At 68.0% G+C, this 25,223-nt stretch carries 23 protein-coding genes; 11 read left to right on the top strand and 12 right to left on the bottom strand.

Annotated features, from left to right (window positions below; genetic code table 11):
* Positions 1–44: 44 nt before the first annotated feature.
* The 8 genes from ACTIFS_RS18715 to ACTIFS_RS18680 form a co-directional block, all read right to left on the bottom strand.
* The gene (locus tag ACTIFS_RS18715; RefSeq protein ID WP_439575639.1) at positions 45–1,712 is read right to left on the bottom strand and encodes an ABC transporter substrate-binding protein; all 1,668 of its coding nucleotides are present in this window, start codon (positions 1,710–1,712) and stop codon (positions 45–47) included.
* Between the two features lie 252 nt (positions 1,713–1,964).
* Entirely contained in the window at positions 1,965–2,930 is a 966-nt protein-coding gene (locus ACTIFS_RS18710; protein ID WP_439575638.1) for a DUF3592 domain-containing protein, read from the bottom strand.
* Between the two features lie 68 nt (positions 2,931–2,998).
* Positions 2,999–4,435 carry an amidase gene (locus tag ACTIFS_RS18705; protein WP_439575637.1) on the bottom strand — a complete coding sequence of 479 codons (1,437 nt, stop codon included), beginning with the start codon at positions 4,433–4,435 and terminating at the stop codon, positions 2,999–3,001.
* A gap of 15 nt (positions 4,436–4,450) precedes the next feature.
* Positions 4,451–5,581 carry an NAD(P)/FAD-dependent oxidoreductase gene (locus tag ACTIFS_RS18700; protein ID WP_439575636.1) on the bottom strand — a complete coding sequence of 377 codons (1,131 nt, stop codon included), beginning with the start codon at positions 5,579–5,581 and terminating at the stop codon, positions 4,451–4,453.
* 138 nt (positions 5,582–5,719) lie between these two features.
* Complete coding sequence (locus tag ACTIFS_RS18695; protein WP_439575635.1) at positions 5,720–6,793, bottom strand: pilus assembly protein TadG-related protein; 1,074 nt, start codon at positions 6,791–6,793, stop codon at positions 5,720–5,722.
* 181 nt (positions 6,794–6,974) lie between these two features.
* Entirely contained in the window at positions 6,975–7,121 is a 147-nt protein-coding gene (locus ACTIFS_RS18690) for a hypothetical protein (protein WP_439575634.1), read from the bottom strand.
* Between the two features lie 116 nt (positions 7,122–7,237).
* The gene (locus ACTIFS_RS18685) at positions 7,238–8,116 is read right to left on the bottom strand and encodes a lipid A biosynthesis lauroyl acyltransferase (RefSeq protein ID WP_439575633.1); all 879 of its coding nucleotides are present in this window, start codon (positions 8,114–8,116) and stop codon (positions 7,238–7,240) included.
* A 48-nt stretch (positions 8,117–8,164) separates the two neighbouring features.
* The gene (locus ACTIFS_RS18680; RefSeq protein ID WP_439575632.1) at positions 8,165–9,187 is read right to left on the bottom strand and encodes a zinc-binding dehydrogenase; all 1,023 of its coding nucleotides are present in this window, start codon (positions 9,185–9,187) and stop codon (positions 8,165–8,167) included.
* Positions 9,188–9,473: 286 nt separating this feature from the next.
* On the opposite strand from ACTIFS_RS18680, the gene ACTIFS_RS18675 reads away from it, so the two are divergent.
* Both ACTIFS_RS18675 and ACTIFS_RS18670 read left to right on the top strand, forming a co-directional pair.
* Complete coding sequence (locus ACTIFS_RS18675; RefSeq protein ID WP_439575631.1) at positions 9,474–9,755, top strand: acyl carrier protein; 282 nt, start codon at positions 9,474–9,476, stop codon at positions 9,753–9,755.
* A 59-nt stretch (positions 9,756–9,814) separates the two neighbouring features.
* Complete coding sequence (locus ACTIFS_RS18670) at positions 9,815–10,288, top strand: 3-hydroxyacyl-ACP dehydratase FabZ family protein (RefSeq protein WP_439575630.1); 474 nt, start codon at positions 9,815–9,817, stop codon at positions 10,286–10,288.
* A 6-nt stretch (positions 10,289–10,294) separates the two neighbouring features.
* Here ACTIFS_RS18670 and ACTIFS_RS18665 read toward each other — a convergent pair whose 3' ends face one another.
* On the bottom strand, positions 10,295–11,065 hold the full coding sequence (locus ACTIFS_RS18665) for a hypothetical protein (protein WP_439575629.1): 771 nt from the start codon (positions 11,063–11,065) through the stop codon (positions 10,295–10,297).
* Between the two features lie 189 nt (positions 11,066–11,254).
* On the opposite strand from ACTIFS_RS18665, the gene ACTIFS_RS18660 reads away from it, so the two are divergent.
* From ACTIFS_RS18660 to ACTIFS_RS18645, 4 genes are all read left to right on the top strand, one after another.
* Positions 11,255–12,466, top strand: a complete 1,212-nt coding sequence (locus ACTIFS_RS18660) for a beta-ketoacyl-ACP synthase (RefSeq protein ID WP_439575628.1) — start codon at positions 11,255–11,257, stop codon at positions 12,464–12,466.
* A 53-nt stretch (positions 12,467–12,519) separates the two neighbouring features.
* Positions 12,520–13,797 (top strand): beta-ketoacyl-ACP synthase, encoded by a 1,278-nt coding sequence (locus ACTIFS_RS18655; RefSeq protein WP_439575627.1) that lies wholly within the window; start codon positions 12,520–12,522, stop codon positions 13,795–13,797.
* Positions 13,797–14,546 (top strand): SDR family NAD(P)-dependent oxidoreductase, encoded by a 750-nt coding sequence (locus ACTIFS_RS18650; protein ID WP_439575626.1) that lies wholly within the window; start codon positions 13,797–13,799, stop codon positions 14,544–14,546. Before ACTIFS_RS18655 ends, ACTIFS_RS18650 begins: the two co-directional genes overlap by 1 nt.
* A 138-nt stretch (positions 14,547–14,684) precedes the next feature.
* Entirely contained in the window at positions 14,685–16,121 is a 1,437-nt protein-coding gene (locus ACTIFS_RS18645; protein ID WP_439575625.1) for a mannose-1-phosphate guanylyltransferase/mannose-6-phosphate isomerase, read from the top strand.
* A 30-nt stretch (positions 16,122–16,151) separates the two neighbouring features.
* Here ACTIFS_RS18645 and ACTIFS_RS18640 read toward each other — a convergent pair whose 3' ends face one another.
* The 3 genes from ACTIFS_RS18640 to ACTIFS_RS18630 form a co-directional block, all read right to left on the bottom strand.
* Positions 16,152–17,021: a glycosyl transferase gene (locus ACTIFS_RS18640; RefSeq protein ID WP_439575624.1), complete on the bottom strand. Its 870-nt coding sequence runs from the start codon at positions 17,019–17,021 to the stop codon at positions 16,152–16,154.
* A 257-nt stretch (positions 17,022–17,278) separates the two neighbouring features.
* Positions 17,279–18,427, bottom strand: coding sequence for a DegT/DnrJ/EryC1/StrS family aminotransferase (locus tag ACTIFS_RS18635; protein WP_439575623.1), 1,149 nt, complete (start codon positions 18,425–18,427; stop codon positions 17,279–17,281).
* Between the two features lie 172 nt (positions 18,428–18,599).
* On the bottom strand, positions 18,600–18,935 hold the full coding sequence (locus ACTIFS_RS18630; RefSeq protein ID WP_439575622.1) for a hypothetical protein: 336 nt from the start codon (positions 18,933–18,935) through the stop codon (positions 18,600–18,602).
* A gap of 219 nt (positions 18,936–19,154) precedes the next feature.
* Between ACTIFS_RS18630 and ACTIFS_RS18625 the strand changes: the two genes are divergently transcribed.
* The 5 genes from ACTIFS_RS18625 to ACTIFS_RS18605 all read left to right on the top strand — a co-directional run bounded on the left by ACTIFS_RS18625 (position 19,155) and on the right by ACTIFS_RS18605 (position 25,220).
* Complete coding sequence (locus tag ACTIFS_RS18625) at positions 19,155–20,048, top strand: FkbM family methyltransferase (RefSeq protein ID WP_439575621.1); 894 nt, start codon at positions 19,155–19,157, stop codon at positions 20,046–20,048.
* A gap of 233 nt (positions 20,049–20,281) precedes the next feature.
* Positions 20,282–21,319, top strand: coding sequence for a hypothetical protein (locus ACTIFS_RS18620; protein ID WP_439575620.1), 1,038 nt, complete (start codon positions 20,282–20,284; stop codon positions 21,317–21,319).
* A 4-nt stretch (positions 21,320–21,323) separates the two neighbouring features.
* Positions 21,324–22,445, top strand: coding sequence for a hypothetical protein (locus ACTIFS_RS18615; protein WP_439575619.1), 1,122 nt, complete (start codon positions 21,324–21,326; stop codon positions 22,443–22,445).
* 127 nt (positions 22,446–22,572) lie between these two features.
* The gene (locus ACTIFS_RS18610) at positions 22,573–23,895 is read left to right on the top strand and encodes a glycosyltransferase family 4 protein (protein ID WP_439575618.1); all 1,323 of its coding nucleotides are present in this window, start codon (positions 22,573–22,575) and stop codon (positions 23,893–23,895) included.
* 35 nt (positions 23,896–23,930) lie between these two features.
* The gene (locus ACTIFS_RS18605; protein WP_439575617.1) at positions 23,931–25,220 is read left to right on the top strand and encodes a glycosyltransferase family 4 protein; all 1,290 of its coding nucleotides are present in this window, start codon (positions 23,931–23,933) and stop codon (positions 25,218–25,220) included.
* The last annotated feature ends 3 nt before the right edge of the window (positions 25,221–25,223 follow it).

Raw genomic sequence — 25,223 nt, 5'->3', positions numbered from 1 at the left:
GGGGAGAGAGCCGGGCGGTCGTTGACCGCCCGGCCGTTTGGCGATCAGGAGCCCGGACGGATGTCCATCGGCGCGATGTCGATGAACCAGGAGCGCGGCTGGACCACGCCGGTCACGCGCGGCGACATGGCGCGCGGGCCGACGTCATGGGCAACCCACAGGAAGGGTGCTTCCTCGACGATCCGCTTGTGGAGCGCTGCCAGCGCATTGTCGCGGCCGGCATCGTCGAAGGTCGAGCGGGCGGTCGCGGCGAGCTGGTCGAACTCGTCGGAGTTGAAGAAGCCCCAGTTGTTGGAGGCCGGCGGGTTGGTCTGCCGCGTCACGAAGCGGATCATGGCGAAGAACGGGTCCATGGCGGCAAACGTGACGTTGATGGCGTTGGCGCCGCGGGCATTGGCGTGACCGGCGCCCTCGCGCCAGTTGGTGAAGACCGCGTTCCATTCGGCGACCTCCAGCTGGACGTCGAAGAAGCACTCCTTCAGCGCCTGCTGCAGCCATTCGTTCATGACGATCGGCTGCATCTGGCCGGAGCCGGACGCCGAGGTGAGCACCTTCACGGTCAGCAGGCGCTGGGCCGAGAAGCCGGCCTCCTGCATCAGCTTCTGGGCCGCCGGGAGGTCATACTTGATCTGGAACGAGGGGTTGCCCCACCAGGGATGGCCGGGCGGAACGGTGCCGACCGGAACCTCCATCAGGCCGCCCAGCAGCTCCTTCAGCTCGGCGCGGTTGATGCAGAGGTTGGCCGCATGGCGCACGCGCCGGTCGAGCCAGGGCGAGCCCTCGCGGAAGGAGAACTGCCAGGGCCAGACATGCGGCTGGGCGTTGGTGTAGAGGGTGAAGCCGCGCTGGCGGATCTGGGGCACCGAATCCGGGGCTGGAGCCTCGATCCAGTCCACCTGGCCGGAGAGCAGCGCCGCCGTGCGGGCATTCGGCTCGGGCAGCGGCAGCAGCACGACGCGATCCACTTTCGGGCGGCGGGCCGGGTCCCAGTACTCCTTGTTGGCGACCATCTCGAAGCGCTCGCGCGGCACGAGGCTGACGCCGCGGAACGGGCCGGTGCCGGACGGGTTGCTGGCAAAGGCGGTCCAGGCTGCGGCTGCGCGGGCCTTCGGATCGGCCACGGAGGCGGGAACCTCGGAGAGCAGCTTCTGCCAGTGAGCCGGCGAGGCCATGAACAGGTTGGTCAGGTTGATCGGCAGGAACGAATCCGGCGCGCGGGTGGTCAGTTCCACCGTGAGGTCGTCGATGGCGCGGGCCGAGACGAGGTTCGGCATGCGCGAGACGGTGACGCCGACCTGGCTCTGGTCGAAATGCGCCGCGTTCTGGTCGAGGACCTTCTGGACGTTCCAGACGACGGCGGCGGCGTTGAACGGCGAGCCGTCGTGGAACTTCACGCCCGGACGCAGGCGGAACACCCACTTGTTCTTGTCGGCGCCATCCACGGCCCAGGACAGCGCAAGTCCGGGCACGATGACGGAAGCGGCGTCGGCTTTCGACAGGTCCCAGTGGACCAGGGCATCGTACATCGGGATGCCGGTGAAGCGGTTGCCCTCGAAGCCCTGGTCAGGCTGGCCGTGGGTGCGCGGAATATCGGCCGCCGTCATGCCGATGCGAAGGACCTTTTCCTGAGCCACTGCGGAGCCCGGTATCAGCAGCGCACCCGCAAGGGCAAAAGCGCCGGCGAGCAAAGCCGGACGGAACATGGATCGCATACGAAGTCTCCCTGATATTTCCCTCGGCCAGCCTCGCAAGGCACATGCCAGCCAATCCAAAGAGCCGTTGTTCCGGCTTCCTTAAGCCTGCCCTTCCGTCACCGGCTGGAGAATGCCGGGCAGGGTGGCAGGTTGCCTAAATCTTCAGCAGAACGATTTTGGATGCAAGCGCATTCGGGAGCCTTGCCCGCGAAATGTCCGTTCCGCCCTCAGCACCTCTCCGTCTGTGGCCAATGCCGACGGTGATGGACGTCAGACGAACCCTACGAGCCGGGCCGCGCCGGCGAGCAGGCTGGCGGCAAGAACCCACAGGATCACGAGGCCCGACGCCCGGCGTTCCAGCACGGATTCGGCAGGATTGGCCGGGTTGTAATAGACGGTGACCTGCGATCCCTCGGGGTAGCGGTCGGCAGGTCCCGCGATCAGCCTGACGAGGGTGGATGAGGCATGGGCGCCGAAGGCCACCCGATCACCGCCATAGGTCTGGCCGTTCACCTTGAAGCTGTAGATGACGCGGGAGCGAAAGCCGCGGCGCCCGGTCCATGAGCCTCCTGCCGGCGTCATCTCCACCTCCTCGATCCCGGACGCGCCGATGCGCCCGCGCGCCTCCTCCCAGTGCCGGGAGGCGGCAACCTGCGCCCGCAGCATGAAGCCCATCCGCAGGGCGACAAGGCTCATCGCGACGAGGATGACGGCCATGCCCGCCTGGCCCGGCTCCGGCAGGCGGGGGCGCAGCCATCGGACGATGTCAGTGGTACCGAAGGCCAGCGCGGCCGTTCCGACGACGATCAGCGCCGCCAGCAGGGACAAAGCCTGGAAGGCGCCCTCCGGCATGTCGCGTTCAATCACGGCCTGGCTCGGATCATCTGGATCGTAATAGACGGTGACCCTCGCGCCGTTCCTGAAGCGGGCGAGGGTTTCGGCGACATCGACGTTTCCGAGGTTCTCGCGGACGCTGTAGCGGTCGCTGCGATAGGTGCGGTTGCCGACCCTGTACTCGAAGGTGATGGCCGGGAAATTGCGCAGTTCAAGGCGCCCGTTTCCCGATGACCCGCCCGAACTCACCTCGCGCTGGACCACGCGTGACGAGACGATGCGCCCCTTGGCCGGACGCCATCGGCTGACGGTGCGGACCTCCCACCATTTGACGGCAATCGCCAGGGTGAGCAAAGCCGCGGCCGCGCAGGCGAACCCGATGAAGAGATACCTGACCTCCATTCATCCCCCTTCGAAATCGGCCACCGGAGCGCAAATCCGCCGCGGCGTCGAGAGCTGAAGGCGTCCGCTCAGCGGCCCGGCAGCGCCAGCGGGCCGCCCGATGCCTTCTCGACCGCGGCAGCAATCCTCAGCGCCAGCGCGTCCTGTAAGCGCGGTGCCACCACCTGGAAGCCGATCGGCAGGCCGCCGGCGGTCCGGGCCACGGGCACGGAAACGCCGCACCAGTCGAGATAGTTGACGAAGCGGGTGAGGATACCCGGCGCGGCATCCTCATCGACCTCGGCGACCGGGATCGCCGGATGGGGCGTGGTCGGAATGACCAGCGCGTCGATGCCGCGGCCGGCGAGTTGGGCATTGGCGGCGGCGATGCGCCGGACGCGACGGTCGATGCTTTCCAGCAGGGTCACGGCGGTGATGGCGGTGCCGCCGCCGATGCGCGCCTGCGCCTGGGCGCTGAGCCGGCACGGCGTCTCCTTCAGGAGATGGCCGTGGTTGCGGGCGCCCTCGGCCATCATCAGCAGCCCGCAATCCTGAGTGTAGGTGGACAATTGCTCCGGCAGGCTGACGGGAACGAGGCGGGCACCGGCTGCGCCCAGCGATGCGCAGGCCGTCTCGAAGGCCGCGGCCACCTCGGCATGGATGGATGTGCCCTCGTCCAGCTTGAGCACGCCGAGGGTCAGCCCCTTCACCCCGCCGCCGATGCCGGTGACGAGATCGACGCCGTGGGCGGTGGTGGTGGTGGGGTCGGCCGGGTCGGACCCCAGCATCACCTGGCTCATCAGCGCGGCATCGCGCACGGTGCGCGCAAGCGGGCCGACCGTGTCGAAGGTGAGGGCGAGAGGCACGACGCCCGTGCGGCTGGCAAGGCCGGTCGAGGTCTTGTGGCCGACCGTGCCGCACCATGAGGCGGGCAGGCGAACCGAGCCGCCGGTATCGGTGCCGAAGCCGAGCGGCACAAGGCCCGCGCCGACAGCGACGCCGGTGCCGGACGAGGAGCCGCCGGGAATCCGGTGAACCGCCGTGTCGTGCGGATTGACCGGCGTCCCGGCGATCGGGTTGGTGCCCCAGCCGCCAAAGGCATATTCCACCGTATGGGTCTTGCCGATGACGATGGCGCCGGCCGCGCGCAGCCGCGTCACCACCACCGCATCGCTCGCAGCCGGCGGCAGGTGGTCGCGGGTCAGGGAGCCGGCGCGGGTCGGATAGCCGGAGACATCGATGATGTCCTTCACCGCGACCGGGACGCCGTGCAGCGGCCCGCGCCGATGGCCGAGCGCGGCGAGCCGGTCGAGCATGGCGGCCTCGGCGCGCGCCTGCTCGTCGGCGACCGCGATGAAGGCGTGCAGGCGCTCGTTGTCCGCCCCGATCCGGGCAAGGCATTCCTCCACCACGTCGGCGGCGCGGGCCCGGCCCGTCGACGTCGCCTGCGCGATGGCCGCGGCGCCGGCTGCAAGGAGGCCGGCCGGATCGGTCGGCAGGGCATCGGGGCGCGGCGTTGCGGACATGTTGGGTCTCCGGGATCAGAACGTGTCGGCCGGCGGAAGGCCAAGGCCTGCGGCCACCATGTCGGCGAGCGCGAGTGAAGCGGTGAGGCCCGGGCTCTCGATGCCGAGCAGGTTGACGAGGCCGGCAATGCCATGGACCCCGGGGCCGTCGACGCGAAAGTCGGGCATGGGTGTTCCGGGGCCGTGGAGCTTCGGACGGATGCCGGAATAGTCGGGTTGCAGGGCCCCATCGGGCAGGCCCGGCCAATAGCTGCGGATGGCAGCATAGAAGCCATCGGCGCGGCGCGGGTCGACGATCAGGTCATGCTCGCTGTCCACCCATTCCACGTCCGGCCCGAACCGGCAGCGTCCCTGCATGTCGACCGTGGCATGCACCCCGAGGCCGGCCGCATCGGGCATGGGATAGACGAGCCGGGAAAAGGGCTGGCGGCCGGCAAGCGAGAAGTAATTGCCCTTGGCGTACCACTGGCGGGGCACATGGGCGGCCGGGAACCCGTTCAGCAGGTGAAGGAATTTCGGCGCGAAATGGCCGGCGGCATTGACGACGATGCGGGCCGAGATCTCCGCCGCCTCGGCGCCGCCGGTGGTCAGCACGATGCCGCCGCCGGCGATCGCCGCCGCCTCGACCGGGGTCTCGAAGGCGATCATGCCGCCGGCCGATTCCAGATCACCCTGCAGGGCGAGCATCAGGCTGTGGCTGTCGACGATGCCGGTCGTGGACGAGACGAAGGCTTTGACGCAAGCGACCTCCGGCTCGATGGCGCGGACCTCGTCCGGGTTCATCCAGGCCAACCCGGTCACCCCGTTGGCATGGGCCTGGTCCCAGATGGCCTGCAGCTTCGGCAACTGGGTCTCGTCGGTTGCCACCATCAGCTTGCCGCAGGCCTCAACCGGCACGCCGCGGCTCGCACAATAGCGGTAGAGAAGGTCCTTGCCGGCAACGCAGGCGCGCGCCTTGATCGAGCCGGTCGGATAGTACAGGCCGGCATGGACCACCTCGCTGTTGCGCGAGGAGGTGCCCGTGCCGATGCCGTCTGCTGCCTCGATGACCAGCGTCTCCAGTCCGGCAAGGGCGAGCCGGCGGGCACAGGCGAGCCCGACCACGCCAGCGCCGACGACGACCGCATCGATGCTGAAGGCGCTCATGGGACCGGGCGGGAACGGAAACCGGGGGCTGTCATGGCCCCTTCATAGGCCGGCTGACGGCGGCCGAAAAGCCGGATGCCCGCGCGGCAGACCGGCGCGGGCATCGGGAACATGCGGAGGGTTGGCGGGCGGTGCCCGTCACTCGGTCAGGCGCACGACCGTGGACGTCTGGGCGCTGATCTTCGGGCATTCGACGATGACGCGGATGTCGTCGTAGTCGCTATCGGTCCAGCCATAGCCGGGCGGGCGGTCTTCCCAGCCGAAATACATGAACTTGCCCGGTTCGCAGGCGCGGTTGGCCTGCTGCGGGTTCCGGCTGCGGCCCTCGGGAATGACGCCACCCTTGCTGTTGGTCTTGCACTGGGCAAGGTTGTTGCACAGCACGGTCTCGAGGATCGGCACGCCACCCGAGAAGTTGTGGTTCATCACGCCGCCGACCATCGTCGTGTCCGAATAGTAATTGTAGGACTTGTTGTTCGCCCACGGATCGGCCCAGTCGGCCGCATTGTTGGGGACCAGCGTTCCCGGCTGGTTGTTGTCCCAGAGCGCCGGCTTGGTGCGGGCGTTGCGGACATTGTAGAGCCGGTAGGAAATGGTCTCGCCTTCCTTGCAGACCGGCATGTTGAACTCATACTTGGTGCCGGCATTGTCGGCGATGGCCGTCATCTGCGAGCGGCCCTGATCGGGCTGGTTCGCGCGGCTCCGGTCGTAGCAGTAGACATACATGCGGTTGTAGTCGCCAGCCTCGGGATCGAGCTCGGCGACGACCGGCTTGGCGCTGGTCACCGTGCGGAACGTGTGCGATTCGGCGGTTGCCCGGACATTGAGGTTGAGGGTGGTCATGCCGATGACGCCGAGGAAGCTGGTCTTCATCTTGGCGTCGGTGGTCGCGACACGCACACGCCGGCCGGCGTCCGTCACCTGCACCTGGACAGGATAGGTCGCCAGGTGACCGGAGATGTGGGCGGCCAGATGCCGCTCGGTGGCCAGTTGCACGGCGACCGGCCCAAGCGCCGACTGGCGCGCGCCGGCAATCGCGGCTGCGTCGAAGACACCCTGCAACGCGGCAGTATCGCGCGACCGCTGGTGCAGGTCGACGGCGCCGCCGGCAAGACCCAGGACGGGCACCAGGGAGATCGCGAAGGTGATCGCGACATTGCCCTGCCGGTCACGGGCAAACATTCGAGCGAATTGACCCAGGGTGACGGCCATCGGAATCTCCATCGGCTCCACGCTTTCCTGAAGCCGAACCTAGGGGAGAATCCTTGATGTCCGGTGGCAGCAAATTGTATCGAAACGTCTAATCCGGGCTAACCATAACGGAACGTTACCGGGAAAACGCTGGGGATTCCGGGTGCGAATGTCAGGGCCGGACAGGGCCGTCTGCGCCGTTTCAGCCGGGGATCAGGCGGGCCACGATCGTGGCAATCGCCGCCCAGAGGGCGAGGCTGACCGCCAGGGCCAGCCGCCATGTTCCGGTGGTTCTGGCCACAGCCTGGGCCTGAAAGCTCCTGCCCTGGCGGATGCGTGGAACCTGCATGATCGTGATGCCCCCCGGCCGATCACCTTCGACTTGATCCACAAGCTTACGCGGTCTGCAGCAGAAATCCACGAGGTCGTTGCGGCAATGGCCGAGCCTCGGTACGGGCGGCCGGGCTAGCGCCAGCGCCGGTGCAGCCAGAGCCACTGCTCCGGGTGTTCGCGCACCCAGCCCTCGACCACGTCCGTCATTGCTTGCATGGCCGCCTTTACGTCGATCCGGCCATCGCCGCCGCGGGGCAGGACGATTTCCTCGGTCGCCTCGAGGCGGAAGCGGTTGCCGGGCAGGCGGATGACCCTGACGCCATGGACCGGGCACTCGAACTCGCGGGCAAGGCGCGCAGCGGTCGGGTTGGCCCTGACCGTCCGGCCGAAGAAGGTGACATGGACGCCGCGATGGAGATGCTGGTCGATCAGCATGCCGACATGATTGCCGGCCTCGAGTTCGCGGGCGAGATGGAGCACGCCGCCGCCGCCGGAGGCCACCATCTTGCCCATGGTCCGGCCGCGGATCCTCTGGATGGCGCGGGCGACGAAGCGGTTGTTGGGCATGCGGTAGAGCGCCGTGGTGTCCAGGCCATGGGCGGCGGCGGCCACCGCCGGCATTTCCCAGTTGGCGAGATGAGCGGCAAAGAAGATCGCCGGCTTGCCGTCGTCGCGCAGGCGTTCGTAGAGGTCGGCCTGCGTGGTGACGATGCGGCCCTCGCTCGGGCGGGCCGGATCGTAGTCCCACAGGTCGTCCATGCAGGCATATTCAAAGGCGGTGCGTCCGAGGTTTTCCCACACGCCGCGCAGGATCGTCCTGATCTCCGCGTCCGGTTTCTCGGGGAAGGCCGCCTTGAGGTTGGCAAGGCCCGTTCGGTTGGCCGGGATCAGCGGCGCGATGGCCGGCAGGATGGCGGCGCCGAGATTGCTCGCCCGGTCCGGCCCCAGCGCGCGGATGGCCCGCATGGCGACGAGCACCAGCAGGCCGACAAGCCAGTCTAAGGGCACCATGGCCCGGGGATAATTGTGTCGGATCCAGCGGACCACGCGGACCGGGCCTCAGATCTGGACGAGGATCTTGCCGAAGACCTTGCGGCCCTCCAGCCGGTCGAGGGCCTCGGAAAAGCGCTCCATCGGCAGTTCGGTGTCGATCACCGGGGTCACGCCGGCCTCGATGCGCTTCAGTCCGTCGGCGATCGCGCGGACCGGCGCGCCGAACGACCCGAAGATCTTGTACTGCTGCTGGAACAACTGCATCAGGTTGAAGCTGATTGTTGCACCCGATGTGGCGCCGCAGGTGGCAAGGCGCCCGCCGCGCCTCAGGCAGAACAGCGACTGGTTGAAGGTGTCGGCGCCCGTGTGCTCGAAGGCGACGTCCACGCCCTTCTTCTTCGTGATCTTGCGAACAACGCCCTCGAAGCGCTCGGTGCGGTAATTGATGGCGTGATCGGCGCCGATGGCGAGGGCCTTCGCCGCCTTGTCGTCGTCGCCCACCGTGGTGATGACCGTGCAGCCGAGCGACTTCGCCAGCTTGATGGCGATGGTGCCGATGCCCGATCCGCCGGCCTGCACCAGCACGGTCTCGCCCGGCTCCAGCCGGCAATTGTCGATCAGCATGTGCTCGACGGTGGAGAAGGTGATCGGGGCGGTGGCCGCGTCGCGCAGCGACACGCCGTCCGGTACCTTGACGACGTGGCGGGCTTCCATCGTGACGCGCTCGCAGGCGAAGCCGTCGATATGGAAGCCCATGATGCCCTGCACGTCGGTGCACAGGTTGTCCTGGCCGGCCAGGCAGAAGCGGCAGGTGCCGCAGGTCTTGGCGCCGAACATCACCACCTTGTCGCCGGGGACGAATGCGGTCACGCCGTCGCCGACGCTCTCGACGGTGCCGGAGGCCTCAGCCCCCACCACCAGCGGCACCTTGCGCTTGGCGAAGGCCATGCCGCGGAAGCCCCAGACGTCGATGTGGTTGAGCGCAACAGCGGAAATCGCAATTCGCACCTCGCCCGGGCCGGGGGCGGGGGCGTCCTCGATCTCCTCGATGCGCAGGTCGCGGTCGCCGTGGAGGCGCAGGGCGCGCATGGGCATGATCCTCGGGCAGGAGCCGGGCGGGAGCGGGCCATCCGGCAAGCGGGAAGCGGAGAGCGCGTGCTAAAGGGCAGGGGCGGTGCCGTCAACTCGCGACGCCTGCAGCCCGCCGGCCCGGATGCGCCGCAGAAAGGTCCGGAAGGCGCCCTGATCGGAGGGTTGAAGGCCGCCGCCGCCTCATCTATAGCAGCACCGACTGTCGCATCCAGCCCCTCGCGGGGATCGTTGTCGTCCCCATTGTCCCGACGACTGAATCGGCCCGCCCGGAGACCCGCCAACCATGTCCTCCACCTTCGAAGCCGTGGCCAAGATCATCTCGGAGACCTGCGATATCCCGCTCGAGAAGATCACGCCCGAGAGCCACGCGATCGACGATCTCGGAATCGATTCGCTGGACTTCCTCGATATCGCCTTCGCCATCGACAAGGCATTCGGCATCAAGCTGCCGCTGGAGAAGTGGACGCAGGAAGTGAACGAGGGCAAGGCCAAGACCGAGGACTACTTCGTTCTCGGCGCGCTCTGCACCAAGATCGACGAACTGGTCGCGGCCAAGTCGGCCTGAGCCTTTCCGGCGCGGCGGCTCGCAGGCCCCGTGCCTTCGCGGAGCGGACAGGGCGACCTATGCGGCTCGAAACCTTCCAGATGATCACCCGCGTGGTGTCGTTCGACGCCGAGGCCCGGCGCCTCGTGGCGGCGGCCGACGTGCCGGCCGAAAGCCCGGTGTTCGAAGGGCACTTCCCGGGCTTTCCGCTGTTGCCCGGCGTTCTGATGATCGAGGCCATGGCGCAGACCTCGGGCTGGCTCATCCTCGGTCTCAACGGGTTGACCGCCATGCCGTTCCTGGTCGGGGCGGAGAAGGCGCGGATGCGGGACTTCGTGCCGCCCTCCACGCCCCTGGAAGTGACCGCCGACCTGATCGGCGACGGGTCCGGTTATGCGGTGACCAAGGCCTTCATCACCCGGGCGGGCAAGAAGGTGGCCGAGGCCGAGATCCGGTTCGCGGTGAAGACCTTCCCCGATCCGAAATTCGCCGAGATGATCCGCGAATGGGGCGGGCGACTGCAGTTCCCCTTCGAGAAGCTGGCCGCAGCCTGAGCCGGATCACCAGATCCCCTTTTCGAGAATCTGTTCCAGCCCCTCGTCGGTGGCCGCAAGGAAGGCCGTCTCGATTCGGTCCACCACCTCCGGGCGGGTGAGAAATGCGGCGATGGCGACCGCCTCGTCCACGAAGTCCGGCTCCAGGTGGGCATTCTGGAATATGTATCGGCCGGCGGTCCACAGAACACGCCCGCGGGCATCGGCCATGCGGACGGCTGCCGCCGGGTCGGGCAGGGCGTTCCACACGGCGAGCACGCGCGGCAGGTCGCAGCCGGCCGTGACGAGGCAGGTGAGGGTATCGTCCGTGCTGGCTGCGAGGTCATAGGTCTTCGGCCCGCCCGGTTCGCGCCGCCAACTCGTCATGGCGATGTCAGAGAAGCGCTGTGCCGTGAAGGCGTCGAGGAAATCGTCGATGACGGCGACCTCCTCGGCCGGCCAGGCCTTGCGGAACTCGCTGCGCTCCACCCGCCTCAGGCAGATTTCGAAACCCATGTGGCAGGGCGCCTCGCCCGCGGCCATCAGATCGAGATAGCGCGGCAGGAAATAGCGAAACTCGTCGGCCTCGATGCTGCCGGGCAGCGTCTCGTGAGCGGAATTGGTGTATTCGGCGATGAGGCGTGAGGGGATCTCGCGGAGCGGCGTGGTGGCCAGCAGCACCGCATCCTCTTCGGTCATGCAGACCGGGCAGTTGCAGACGGACAGCCGCTTGCCCACCCGGTAGCGCGCAAAGACGCGATAGGCCCTCTCGACGGTTTCGGCGATGGCAACGGTCACGGCTGATCCCCGGCAGCGGACCGACCGGTCCGTCAACCTGTGTCGCATGAGGGCCGACTGAGGTTCGCAGCGCCGAGCGGTGGCGGTTGCCTACCGCCTTCGTGCAAACCTTGCTCTTGCACGGCTGGGCCGGTATGTCCGGGCCTCCGCCCTACAAGGATACGGGCAAGAACGCGCAGGATCAGCCGCATGGCCCTTCACAAGCCCTCGCCTGAACGGGACGCCTGGATCACCGGCATCGGCCTCGTGACCGCCCTCGGCGAGGGGCTCGACGCGCATTGGGCCGCCCTGAACGGCACGCGCGAGGACTGGTTGAAGCTCGATACGTCCACCTATCCGCCCTACCAGCTGCACCCTGCGGTGGCCATCGACGTCGCGAAGCAGATTCCCGACCGCGGCGACCGCCGCCAGATGGAGGCCTGGCAGCGCCTCGGCACCTATGCGGCGGGCCTGGCGCTGGACGATGCCGGCGTGAAGGGCAATGACGATCTGTTGAAGCGCATGCACATGATCGTCGCCGCCGGCGGTGGCGAGCGCGACTATGCGGTCGACGGGCAGATCCTGACGGGCCTCGAGACGGCTGACGCGCACGGCCCCTTCCTCAACGAGCGCCTGATGAACGATCTCAGGCCGACGCTGTTTCTCGCCCAGTTGTCAAACCTGCTCGCCGGCAACATCTCCATCGTCCACGGCGTCGTCGGCTCCTCGCGCACCTTCATGGGCGAGGAAATGGCCGGCGTCGACGCCGTGCGGGTGGCGCTTGCGCGCTGCCATGCCGGGCAGGGCGACCTGTTCCTCGTCGGCGGCGCCTATTCGGCCGAACGACCGGACACGCTGCTGCACTTCGAGATGGGCCACATGAACTGGACGAAACCCTGGGCTCCGGTCTGGGACCGGGCCGGGCAGGGCGGCGGGACGATCATCGGCTCGGTCGGTGCCTTCCTCGTGGTCGAGGCGCGCGAACATGCCGAGAAGCGCGGGGCCAAGCCGATCGCGCGGCTGGCGGCGGTCTCGTCCGACCGCACCCGTCGCAAGGATGGCGATGCCGAGCATTCCATGGCGGTCCAGTGGAACGACATTTCGCCGTCCCTCGTTCCGGGCGCGACCGTCGTTGTCTCGGGCTCGAGCGGCGTCGCCGAGGCGGTCGCCATCGAACGCGACCTGCTCGACCAGCGGCGCGTGCCCATGCGGGCCACCGGCTCGGTCATCGGGCACAGCGTGGAGGCGGCCTTTCCGGCCAATGTCGCGCTGGGCGCGATGATGGTCTCGCGCGGCGCCGCCGTGCCGCCGATCGGCGGATCGGCGGATGAGGCGCCCATGACGCGCAAGGTGAAGCAGGCCGTGGTGACGTCGGTCGGCTTCTGGCGCGGCGAGGGCATGGGCCTCGTCGAGGCGATCTGAGGGAGGCGGTCTTGGCGACTTCGGTGAAGGACTTGGCGACTTCGGTGAAGGACATGGCGACTTCGATGAAGGACAGGCACGGGCGACCGATGGTCGTGGTCACCGGCATGGGCGTCGTCACCTCGCTCGGCCAGGGCAAGGAGGAGAACTGGACGCGCCTGACAGGCGGCCAGTCCGGCATCCATACCATCACCCGCTTTCCCGTCGACGGGCTGCGCACCACCATCGCCGGCACGGTGGATTTCGTCCCCTTCGACAACGCCCCGGACCTGACCACCCGCATGGCGGCGATTGCCGGCGACGAGGCGGTGACCGAGGCCGGCATCGGCGGCGAGGGCGGCTTTCCGGGACCGCTGTTCCTCGGCATGCCGCCGGTGGAGACCGAATGGCCCCAGCGCCAGGAACTGGCGCGGGCCTCGGGCGCACAAGGCGCCGTCACCTATGCCGAACTCCTGAAGGGTGCCAGCCAGGCCGACTTTACCGGCATGCAGCGGCGTTTCCTGTTCGGCTCGGTGGGTGACGCGCTGGCCGACAGGTTCGGCACGAAAGGCGCGCCCATCTCGATTTCCACCGCCTGCGCGACGGGAGCGACCGCCATCCAGCTCGCGGTGGAGGCGATCCGGCGCGGGGAGACGGGTGCTGCCCTTGTCCTGGCAGCCGATGGCTCGGCCAACCAGGAATCGCTGGTGCGCTTCTCGCTGTTGTCCGCGCTGTCGACGCGAAACGACAATCCGGTCGCGGCCGCCCGGCCGTTCTCGAAGGATCGCGATGGCTTCGTCATGGCCGAGGGCGCAGGCGCGCTGGTGCTGGAATCCTATGACCATGCCGTGGCGCGCGGCGCCACCATCCTTGGCGTGGTCGAAGGCTGTGGCGAAATGGCCGATTCGTTCCACCGCACCCGGTCGAGCCCGGACGGGGCGCCGATCATCGGCTGCATCCGCAATGCGCTGGAGGATGCCGGGGTGACGCCGGCCGACGTGCAGTATGTCAATGCCCACGGCACATCGACCCCCGAGAACGACAAGATGGAATATGTCGGCCTCGCGGCGGTGTTCGGCGAGGCGCTGAAGGGCATGGCGGTCTCGTCCAACAAGTCGATGATCGGCCACACGCTCTCGGCCGCCGGCGCCATCGAGGCGGTGTTCACGCTCATGACCATCGGCCGGGGGGTCATCCCGCCGACCATCAACTATAGCGGGCCCGATCCGGCCATTCCGCTCGACGTGGTGCCGAATGAGGCGCGACAGGCAGACGTTACCCGCGCGATCTCCAACTCGTTCGGCTTCGGCGGGCAGAATGTCTGCCTGGTCCTGGCGAAGGCGCCGGTCTGATGGGCCGGGTTCTCGTCACGGGCGGCGGCCGGGGCATGGGGGCCGCCATCGTGCGCGCCCTCGTGGAGGCGGGCCACGACGTCACCTTCACGGTCCGCTCGTCCGGCGAGGCCGCTACCGCGCTGTGCGCGGAGCTTGAGGCCGCCCATCCCGGCCGGACCGTCGCGGCCGTGAGCCTCGACCTTGCCGACAAGGCGGCGGTGGCCGCCTTCTGCGCCGAACTGGAGGCCGGCGAGCCGTTCTACGGTCTCGTCCACAATGCCGGGCAGCCCTATGACCAGCTCGCCGCCGTGATGGACCAGGACAAGGCCGAGGCGGTGATGCAGGTGAATGTCTTCGCCTTCACCCGGCTGGTGAATGCCACCGTGCGCCAGATGATGCGGGCGCGAACCGGCCGGATCGTCGCCATCGGCTCGGTGACGGCCGAGCGCTCCAATCAGGGCAATGCCGCCTATGGCGCCTCCAAGGCGGCGCTGGCCGCCTATTGCCGGACTCTGGCCATCGAGAGCGCGAGGCGCGGCGTCAGCGTCAATGTGGTCGCGCCCGGCTTCGTCGATACCGACATGATGGCCAAATATGCCGACTACCGGGAGAAGATGGAAAGCCAGATCCCGGCCGGCCGCTTTGCCCGCCCGGACGAGATCGCGGCGCTGGTGGCGTTTCTGTTGTCGCCGCCGGCCGGCTACATCACCGGAGCGACGCTGACGATGGACGGCGGCCTTAGCGCATCCATGGGTCTGCAGCGGTAGTCTTGTGCGCCGCACGCGCCGCCGGGCTCGCGATCCGGCGGCTGCGTTGACCATCACGCGCATTGGTTCTGGCCATCTGTTCGCAACTGCGGTAGGCCTGAGACCTGTATTGCGTGAAACGTCAGAGACGGCGGCTCGATGCCCATTCCCAAGCAGATCGTTCCGGTCATTCTGTCTGGTGGCGCGGGGTCCAGGCTCTGGCCTGCCTCGCGGGAGTCGCTGCCCAAGCAGTTCATGCCGCTTCTCGGGAACCGGTCGACCTTCGAAGACACGCTGGCGCGCGTGTCCGATCCGGCGATCTTCGCCAACCCCATTATCGTGACCGGCGAGGATTTCCGGTTCCTGGTGGCCGATCAACTGACCCGGGCCGGCGGCTCGGGGCGGATCGTGCTGGAGCCGCTGCGTCGCGATTCCGGGCCCGCCATCGCCGTCGCCGCCGAACTGGCGCTGCGCGAGGACCCCGAAGCGGTGCTGCTGGTGCTCGCGGCGGATCATCTCGTGACCGACCGGGCCGCCTTCGCCGAGACGGCCAGGGCCGGGCTCGATGCGGCGCTTGCCGGCGGCATCGTCACCTTCGGCATCCGCCCGACCCATCCGGCGGTCGGTTATGGCTATGTCAAGCCCGGCGCGGCCATGGACGGCCGGGTCCACATGGTCGAGGCCTTCAAGGAAAAGCCCGATGCGGCGACCGCCGAGCGGTTCATCGCAGAGGGGTTCCTGTGGAATTCCGGCAATTTCCTGTTTCGCGCCGATGTGTTTCTCGCCGAACTGAAGCGCTTCGAGCCGGACATGGCCGCTGCCGCGAGCGTAGCCGCTGCGGGCATCGTCGCCGACCAGGCGGTGGGCGTGTCGTTCGAGCGGATCGATGCAGACCTGTTCGCGCGGTGTCCGAAGAAGTCGGTGGACTATGCCGTGATGGAGCATACCGACCGCGCGGCCGTCATCGCCGCCGACTATGCCTGGTCGGATCTCGGCTCCTGGGACGCGCTCTGGGAACTGGCGGAGAAGGATGCCGATGGCAATGCCGTCCGCGGCAATGCCCGGCTCGTCAACGCCCGCAATTCCTATGTGTCCAGCCAGGGCATGTTCACGGCCGTGATCGGCCTCGACGACGTCGCGGTGGTGACCACCAAGGATGCCGTTCTGGTGGCCCGCCGCACCGTGGCCGACGAGTTGAAGGCGATGCTCGAGGCGTTGCGCTCGGATACGGCAACCCGCGCAATCGCCGACGAGCACCGCCGCGTGCTCCGGCCCTGGGGCTCCTATGAGGGCGTGGACCGTGGTGACCGGTTCCAGGTCAAGCGCATCGTGGTCAAGCCGGGCGCCCGACTTTCGCTTCAGAAGCACTTCCACCGCGCCGAGCACTGGATCGTGGTCAAGGGCACGGCCACGGTTGAAGTGGACGCCGCGGTTCAGATCGTGCGCGAGAACGAGAGCGCCTATATCCCGCTCGGCGCCTGGCACAGGCTGTCCAACGAGGGCAAGATTCCGCTCGAACTGATCGAGGTGCAGTCGGGCAGCTATCTCGGCGAGGACGACATCGTCCGCAGCGAGGACGACTACAAGCGCGTCTGAGCAACGTCTGCCGGCATTGCGCTGCCGTGGTCAGGCCGACCGGCCGTCCGGCGCGGCGATTCCGGCCCGGCGCAGCCACCCGATGATCGGAAAGACGATCCAGGCCAGGCCGATGGCGAGGGCCGCCACATTGACCAGATTGTTGTCGGTCACGAGGTCGATCAGGGCGAGGACGGCCGCGGCCGAGGCGACCAGTGCGACGGTGGCGGCGACCTGGCGGGTCGGAATGCCGGTATCAACGGCCCGCTGGTAGGCGTGGTCGCGATGCGGCCGGGCGAGGGGCGCACCGGCCCGCAGGCGGCGCAGCAGCGTCAGCCCGGCCTCGACGACGGGATAGAGCGTGATCAGCAGGCCCGCGGCCCAGAAGCCGGACGCGGCCATGGCAAGCGCCAGCCAGGCGAGCAGCAGGCCGACCGGCAGGCTGCCCGCATGGCCGAGCACGATGCGAGCCGGATGGCGGTTCCAGACCCAGAAGCCGAGAAGGGCACCAAGGCCGGCGGCCGCGGCGAGGCTCGCCTCCGCGGCGATCGGCGCCACGAGGCAGGACAGGGCCGCAGCGGCCAGTCCCGGCCCCGCATGGGCCACGGTGATCTCGTCGATGCCGTCGACGAAACTGACGAAATTGACATTGGCCACCAGCGCAAGGGTCATCGCGATGCGCTCGATCCAGACCAGCGCGCCCGGCCCGGACTGGCCGGTGATGGAGGGCAGGCCGGCCACGGCGATGGCGCAGCAGACCGTCTGCAGGATCAGCCGGGTCACCCGGCCGAGCGGCCTGACATCATCGAGGAAGCCGAGCAGGGTGAGCGCGGCCAGGGCCAGGATCAGCGGCAGGAGGCGCGCAACGTCAAGGCCGAGCAGCACGGCGCCCGTGCCGCAGACCAGCGCAAGGGCCGCCATGGCGCCCATTCCGCCGCCCGGGGGCGCCGGTGAGCGGTGCGACGACCGGGTGTCGGGGCTCCCCGGCGCGATCCGCGCCAGCCACGGGCGCGATGCGCCCACGAGCAGGACCGCGACCAGGGCGGCCGCAAGGACTGCGAGGGCGAGCGAAAGGGCGAACTGTGCCGTCGAAATGGCTGGCCCCCGGAGACGGTTTGGCGCCGAAGATTCCTTCGATTAGCCACTGGCTGCCCGGACGGCAAGCACCCTGTTTCGTTTCAGGCGAGGCACTCTCGCAGCGTTTCGATGATGCGGTCCTGCAGGCCCTCTTCGATATAGGGGTGCATCGGCAGGCTGATCACCTCGGCAGCCAGCCGGTCGCTGACCGGAAGCCCGTTGCCGGCGGCCGGATAGGCGGCATAGGCCGTCTGGCGGTGCAGGGGGCGGGGATAGTAGATCGCGGTCGGAATGCCGGCCGCCTTGAGGCTGGCGGCGAGCGCTGCACGGTCGCGCCCGCGCAGGCAGATGGTGTATTGCGCCCAGGTCGATGTGCAGCCCTCGCGCAGCACCGGGACGTCCACGAGGTCGGAGAGCGCCGCTTTGTAGCGGGCGGCGACACGGTTCCGGGCCGCGATCTCGTCCTCGAAGATCTTCAGCTTCTCGATGAGCACGGCGGCCTGGATCGTGTCCATGCGGCCGTTCATGCCGATGCGCTGGTTGTCGTATTTGTCCTCGTTGTTCTGCCCGTGGATGCGCAGCGACCGCATGATGTCGGCAAGGCCGGCATCGTCGGTGAACACGGCACCGCCGTCGCCGTAGCAGCCCAGCGGCTTGGCCGGGAAGAACGAGGTGGCCGTCGCCATGCCGATGGTGCCAATCTTGCGGCCGCGATAGCTGGCGCCGAAGGACTGGGCCGCATCGTCGAGAAGCCACAGGCCGTGTTCGGCGCAGATCGGCTCAAGCGCGTCATAGTCGGCCGGCTGGCCGAACAGATCGACGGCGATGAGGCCGACCGGCTTCAGGCCCTTCTCCCGTGCCGTGGCGATGCCTGCGAGGAGCGAGGCGGGATCGGTGTTGAACGTCTCCGCCAGGACATCGACGAAGACCGGCGTCGCGCCGAGCCAGGCCACCACTTCGGCGGTGGCGGCGAAGGTGAAGGCCGGGCAGAGCACGGCATCGCCCGGCCCGACGCCGCGCGCCATCAGGATCAGGGCCAGCGCATCCGTGCCGCTGGCGCAGGAGATGACCTGGCTTGAGCCGCAGAAGGCCGAGAGCGCCTTCTCCAGCGCGAAGACCTCCGGCCCCATGATATAGGCCCCGTGGTTGACCACCTTCAGGATCGCCTCGTCCACCGCCGGGCCGAGGCGACGGCGCTGGGCGCCAAGGTCGATGAAGGGAATGGTCGGCGTGGGCGTCATCTGGTTCATCGGCTGAGGGTCCCAGGGGTCAGGCGGGCCGCAGCGTGCTGCGAATCACCGCGCGGCGGCGTGCATCGCGCTCATTGCTGCGCTGCGCATAGACGGGCCTGCCGGCCAACCGAAATCACTTTGTCTTTCCCCGGATTACCGGCCGGGTCGCGAAACGGCCGGATTTTCCGGATCAGGCGGCGGAATGCGGAGCAAGCCGGCCCCTGAGGGTGCGCTCCAGCGTGGCGGCAACCTTGGACTGCGACGACTTGGTGGCGAAATCGACAATCATCTGGGGCGGCAGCCGGGGCGCCAGCGAGGACACCATGTCGACGAGGTCGGACAGGCTCGCCTCGAAATGCCGGCGCAGGTCGGCCGATGCCGAGGCCGCGACCAGCCTTCCGTGCATTTCGCGCGCGACCGTCACCGCGGATTCATCCAGCCGGGCGCCGGTGGTCACCACGCTGTGGACGCAAAGGCGCAGGAAGAAGGGCAGGCAGCGTTCGACTTCGTCGGCGACGGTGCGCATGGGTCTGGTATCGATGGTCGCCGTCGACGGGACGGCCAGGGAGCGGGGAAGAGTCTTGTGTCATCGGTCTGCGGATTAGGCAAGGAACCTGCCGCGCATCAGCCGCCAGACCGTCATATGCCGGGCCCCTTGCTGCCGAGGGCCCGCTTGCCTATTCACGTCGGAAGCGCACCTGTCGGAGCGATCCGGCCCCTGCAGCAGGACCGAGGACCGATGTCCATGTCGACCAGTCTCACCGCCTGGGGCCGCCCGCAACCGATGGTGATCAGGCCGGGCGGGATCGTCTCGCTTGCCGATATCGCGCATGGCGAGCGCTACGATCTGGAATGCGCGTGCCGGTCTGCGGCGCAGCCCTTCTATCTTGGCAACGGCATTGCCCTTGCCCGCGTGCTGGGCCGCTACAAGGTCTATCTGAGCACCGAGGATCGCGGCTTTGCCTCCCATCTGCTGCTCGATGGCTACTGGGAGATGTGGCTGACCCAGTTCGTGGCCAGGATCCTCAAGCCTGGAATGGTCGCGGTCGATGTGGGCGCGAACATGGGCTATTATTCGGTCCTGTTTTCGGACCTGGTGGGGCCGCAGGGGCGCGTGATTGCCGTCGAGCCCTTGCCCAGCACGGTGACGCTGCTGCGCCGGAGCATGGAACTGAACGGCTTCGCGGCGCGGTCGCGGGTCGTGCCGGCTGCGGCCGGATCGGGGTCCGGGATCGGCAAGCTGCGCGTCCCGGAAGGCGAACCGAAGAACGCCACGCTGGTCTCCACGCGCATGGGCGGCGACATGCCGGACAAGGACGAGGTGCCGATCGTGGCGCTCGACGACGTGCTCCATGGCGAGTCCCGGGTCGATTTCATCAAGATCGACACCGAGGGCTTCGAGGAGCATGTCATGCTCGGTCTGGAGGCGACCATCGAGCGGTGGAAGCCGACCATCGTCCTCGAGTTCAATCCCCTGCGGTGCAAGGATCCGGATCGGCTGGTCAGCCGGCTGCACGCGCTCTATGGACAGCTGCACGTCATCGGCTTCGATGCCGTGGCGACGCCCGTCTCGGACGCGCAGCTGCTGGACCGCTCGGACCGCGAGGACCGGCTGGTCTATCTGGCCGGTCGCGGATAAATGCATCGGCTCGCGGCGGGCCGGTCACGCATGGCATGGTTCCCCTTGGTCAGCCCTGGACACAGGCTACCCTTCAACACCGGCGGATCAGGACTCTCCATGGCAGGCACCGGTTCGACTGAGGATGACAGGGCCCACCCGGCCTGCTGTCCGGCGGCGAACAGCCCCGACGCTGTCTGCCGGCGGCCGCATCATCCGGCGATCCGTTCTGCCTGATGCGGATATGGGAGCGAATGCGTAGAGCCATGCAGCCCGCCGAACTCGATGCCCTCATCGCCGACCTTCTGCGCCCGACCGATGCCCTGTCGCGGCCCCAGATGACGGCTCTGCGCATCCTGCTTGCCGACATCTCGGCCATCAAGCTGAACATCAAGATGCAGGGCTACGACCTGGCGGCGGAACTGGCCAGGGCGCTGCCGGTTCCCTCCGGACTGGAGGCGCGGCCGATCGAACTGGCGAGCAAGGCCTGTACGCAGGCGGATATGGAAAGCGACTGGTGCGCCTATTGGCTGGGCCGGCTGCACATCCCGCGCGTGTTCCACCGCAAGCTGTGGGAACTGGCCTATGTCCTGCAGGCCCTCTGGCAGAACGGCCATCTGGAGGCCGGGCAGAAGGGGCTCGGGTTCGGCTGCGGCACGGAGCCGATCCCCAGCCTGCTGGCATCCTGCGGCGTGGACGTGGTTGCGACCGATCTGGCCGAGGAGCAGCAGACCAGCCTCGGCTGGTCGGCGACCGGTCAGCATGCCAAGTCGCTCGAGGTCCTCTACCGGTCCTATCTGGTCGACCGACCGGCCTTCGACGCGCATGTCTCGCTGAGATATGTCGACATGAACGCCATTCCGGCCGATCTCGCCGGATTCGACTTCTGCTGGTCGATCTGCGCCCTCGAGCATCTGGGTTCGATCCGGGCCGGTCTCGACTTCATCGAGGCCTCGCTCGGTCCGCTGAGATCGGGCGGCACGGCGGTCCACACGACCGAGTTCAATTATCTCGACGACGAGCGGACGGTCGACAACTGGGCGACCGTCCTGTTCCAGCGCGCCCATTTCAGGTCCCTTGCCGAGAGGCTGAGGGCCAAGGGCCACCATGTCGCCCCGCTCGACTTCGATGTCGGCGCCAAGCCCCTCGACCGGTTCATCGACATGCCGCCCTATTCGAACGACTGGACCGAGAACCAGCGATCGATCTGGCCGAAGACCCCGCCGCACCTGAAACTTTCGGTCGACGGATTTGCCTCCACCTGTTTCGGCCTCGTGATCCGGAAGGCCTGACCGGATGAGCGAGGCTGCCGTTGCCGAGCCAGCCGTCACCGAGCCAGCGGGGCTGAAACTGCTGGTGGCGGCAACGCCCGGCCCCCTGGGATTGTGGACCGAACAGGTGGTCAGGCGGATCGTCGGCGCGATTGTCGAAAAGCCCATGGAGACGGTGACGCTCGATTCCGACGATGCGACCGACAAATTCCTGTCGAACCCGCAACCGGGGCCTGCCATCCTGTTCTCGCGTTTCCCCCGCCCGAACCTGGTGGCCTATCTGGAGCGGATCGGCGGAGGCGTGGTCCTGGCGATCGACGATCTGCCGGATGTGATCGCGCACCATGTCAAGTCCGGCACGCTCACCGCGGCCGCCTCCATCCGACCGCTGTCGCAGAGCCTTGCCCTGCTGGCCGCGCTCGGCAAGGTTCAGCGCATCGCCACCATCGGGGCCGCACAGCTCAGCCAGCCGGCCGGCCGTCTCGTTGCCGAACTCGCGCTGGCGCTGGGAGCCACTGCCGGGGACGGCCCGGCCATCTCGCGGGCGTTCAAGGGCTGGACCATGGGCTCGGTCGCGGAGTCGATCCAGTCGGCCGTGCTCAAGGGGGTCGATCTGGAAGAGCGTCGCGCCGCCGTCTCGGAACAGGACCGGCGGACCATCACCGGTGCCGCCGGCAGTCTGGTCGACATGGTGCTCGGTCGACAGGCCGGCGATGTCGTCTGGGACCGCAGCCTGTTCTTCGACGGCACGACCATGACAAGCCCCGCGCCGGGCATCATCGACATGACCGGGCCGGCCCGCTGCCTCTATTACGGGCCCTATCTTCACCTGCCGGTCGGCGTCTGGGAGGGGCATCTCTATCTTGGCTGCTCGGATCAGGTGACCGATACCCGGCTGAGGATCGACGTCTATTCCGATGCGGTAGACGCGGTGTTCCTCACGCGCCTGACCAAGGGCGGCATCTTTCGCATGCCGATGACGTTCACGGTGGCCGATGCCCGTTCACCCCTGCAGGTGCGCATCTTCATCGATCGCGGCGAGATCGATGGCCTGTTCGCGTTCAAGCAGGTGGTGCTGAAGCGTCAGCTGGCGGTTCCGGCGCCAGAGGCGTCGCATCTGATCGGGTCGCAGGGGGGTACGTCATAGGCGCGGGCAGCGCGCTTCGGCGCAGGTTTCGACGGACCCTGGTCCGGGGCGGTTGTCCCGGCGCTGGAGGACCGGCAGGCGATGGACTAGACACCCGGCATGGCGTCGGGGCGAGGGCGGGTGGTCAGTGACAAAGACGATACTCTTCGAGGGACGCAATCTGACGCTGACGAAGGGCACCGGAATTGCGACCTACGCTCGCAATCTGACGGGGATCGCGCGCGATCTCGGGTATGGTACCGAGCTGCTGGTCAGCACCGATCAGCCCCTGCCGCGGTCGGCCACCATGTCGGAGGTGGCGCTGTTCGACGCCCACAAGAAGACCCAGTCGCCCGCCATGGCCGCCCTGCGCAGCTATTTCCGCGGGCTGGTGCCGGTGCCGTTCGGCATCAGGACGACGTCGGTGACCGGTTCGGGCATCGTTGTCACCGGCAGGGGCGGCAACCTGCTGGAGGAATTCAACCGGCTGCACCTGGCCTATGACCTGTTCGAGGTCGCCAACCAGCACCTGATCCGGTTCGGCAAGCTGGCCAAAGTGAATGTCGGAACGAGGCCCGACCTGTTCCACGCCACCCACCCCACGCCGCTGAAGATCGAGGGTGCGGCCAACATCTACACGGTCCATGACCTGATACCGCTCAGGCTGCCCTATGCGACGCTCGACAAGAAGGAGCTGTTCTTCGACACCATGAAGGCGCTGGCGCGCGAGGCCGACCATATCGTGACGGTCTCGGAATTCTCCCGGCAGGAGATCGTCAGCCTGCTGGACGTGCCGGAATCGCGGGTCACCAACACCTACCAGGCCGTTTCCCTGCCGGAGGATCTGACCAGCCGCCCGATGGAGGAGGTCGAGGACGAACTGGCCAATGTGTTCAACCTCGAGCCGTCGGGCTATTTCCTGTTCTTCGGTGCCCTCGAGCCGAAGAAGAATGTCGGCAATCTGATCGATGCCTATATCGCCTCGGGCTCGAAGCGGCCGCTGGTCATCGCCGGAGGCCTCGGCTGGCAATATGAGGACGTGCTGGAGAAGATCGCGGATCCGCGGTTCGTCAGCTACCGCATCGACGGCAATGTCATCCGGCAGGAAAACCGCGTCAGGCGTGTGTCGCACCTGCCGCTCGGCCAGCTCGTCTCCCTGATCCGGGGCGCCAGGGCGGTGCTGTTTCCCTCGCTCTACGAAGGCTTCGGCCTGCCCGTGCTGGAGGCCATGTTGCTTGGAACCCCGGTGATGACGTCCAACGTCTCGTCGCTTCCCGAAATCGCGGGCGATGCGGCGGTGCTGGTCGATCCGTACAACGTTACCGACATGGGACGGAGCATCCGCCAGCTGGATCGCGATGACGACCTGGTCCGCGAATTGTCGGCGCGCGGTCCCCTGCGGGCCGCGGCCTTCTCTCCGGAGCACTATCGCGCGCGGCTGGAGACCCTCTACCGCTCGCTGCTGGGCTGACCGGCAAGGGCTTCGGGCAACGCGACCCCAAAGGAGTGGGCCTCATTCAACGTCCGGTGATCTTCGACACGACCCACCTGGTCTCCCGCCAGGGTGTCCTGACGCCGTCGGGCATCGACCGCGTCGACACGGCCTATGCCCATCACCTGGCGAACCGGCGGGGGGTGATCCATGCGGGGCTGCACTATGGCCTGCGCGGCCCGCACCTTTATCCGCGCGACCGGGTGGCAGCTCTTGCCGACCGCCAGCTGGAGGCCTGGAAGAGCCAGGACGTGGGGGCGGCCGATCCGCTCCTGCCCCAGATCGAAGCCTTTCTCGCCGGGGGCGAGGGGGCGCCCGCCACCACCCGCATCGAGGGCCCGCGGCTGACGCCGCCGCAGAACCGGCGGCTCGCGCTCCAGACCCTTGGCCACCGCCTCTACCGGCAGATGGGTGCGGATGTCCCGAGGGGCGCGATCTATGTGAACGTCGCGCAGCACTTCCTGGAAGTGCCCTTCCTGTTCCGCTGGCTGGCGCGCAGGCCGGACGTGATGCCGGTGTTCTTCCTCCACGACATCCTGCCGATCGAATATCCGGAATATTTCCCGGCCGAGCGGAAGGTGCGCTTCCCGCGCATCCTGTCCACGGCCCTGACCCGCGGACGGGCGCTGATCGTCACCTGCGAGACGACGGGTGAGCGCATCCGCCGCTATGCGCGCGATCACGGCTACGATCCGGTTCCCGTCCATGTCGCCCCGCTGCCTGCCGACGATGCGTTTCACCGGCGTCCCACCCCGGTCCAGCCGGTCGATGACGTGCCCTTCGTCATGGCGATCGGCACGGTCGAGCCGCGCAAGAACCATCTTCTGCTGCTCAACCTGTGGCGCCGCTTCGCCGAGCGGTCGCTGGCCGCGCCGAAACTGCTGATCGTCGGACAGATCGGCTGGAACAACGAGATGGTTCTGGACATGCTGGACCGCAGTCCGGGACTCCGCGGCCGGGTCCTGCAGGTTTCGGGGCTGTCGGATGCCGCCTGCCGGCAGCTTCTTGTCCGGTCGCGCGCGCTTCTGGCAGCCTCTTTTTCGGAAGGCTACGGCATTCCGCTGGTGGAGGCCCTGACGGGCGGCGTGCCGGTGATCTGTTCCGATATCCCGGTGTTCCGCGAGATCACCCAGGGCGCGGCCGAATTCTGCCACCCCCTCGACGGCCCGGTCTGGGAACGGGCGATCCTGCGCCACATGAACCTTGCCCATGCGGAGGCGGCCCGATCCGGCACGGCGTCCTTCCGCCCACCGACCTGGGAGCGCTATTTCGATGACCTCATCGCCTTCCTGTCCAGGCTGTGAGGG

Source organism: Phreatobacter sp. (assembly GCF_051860605.1).
GTDB lineage: Bacteria > Pseudomonadota > Alphaproteobacteria > Rhizobiales > Phreatobacteraceae > Phreatobacter.
Note: the sequence above shows the minus strand (reverse complement) of the source record. Positions and strands in the feature narration are given on the sequence as shown.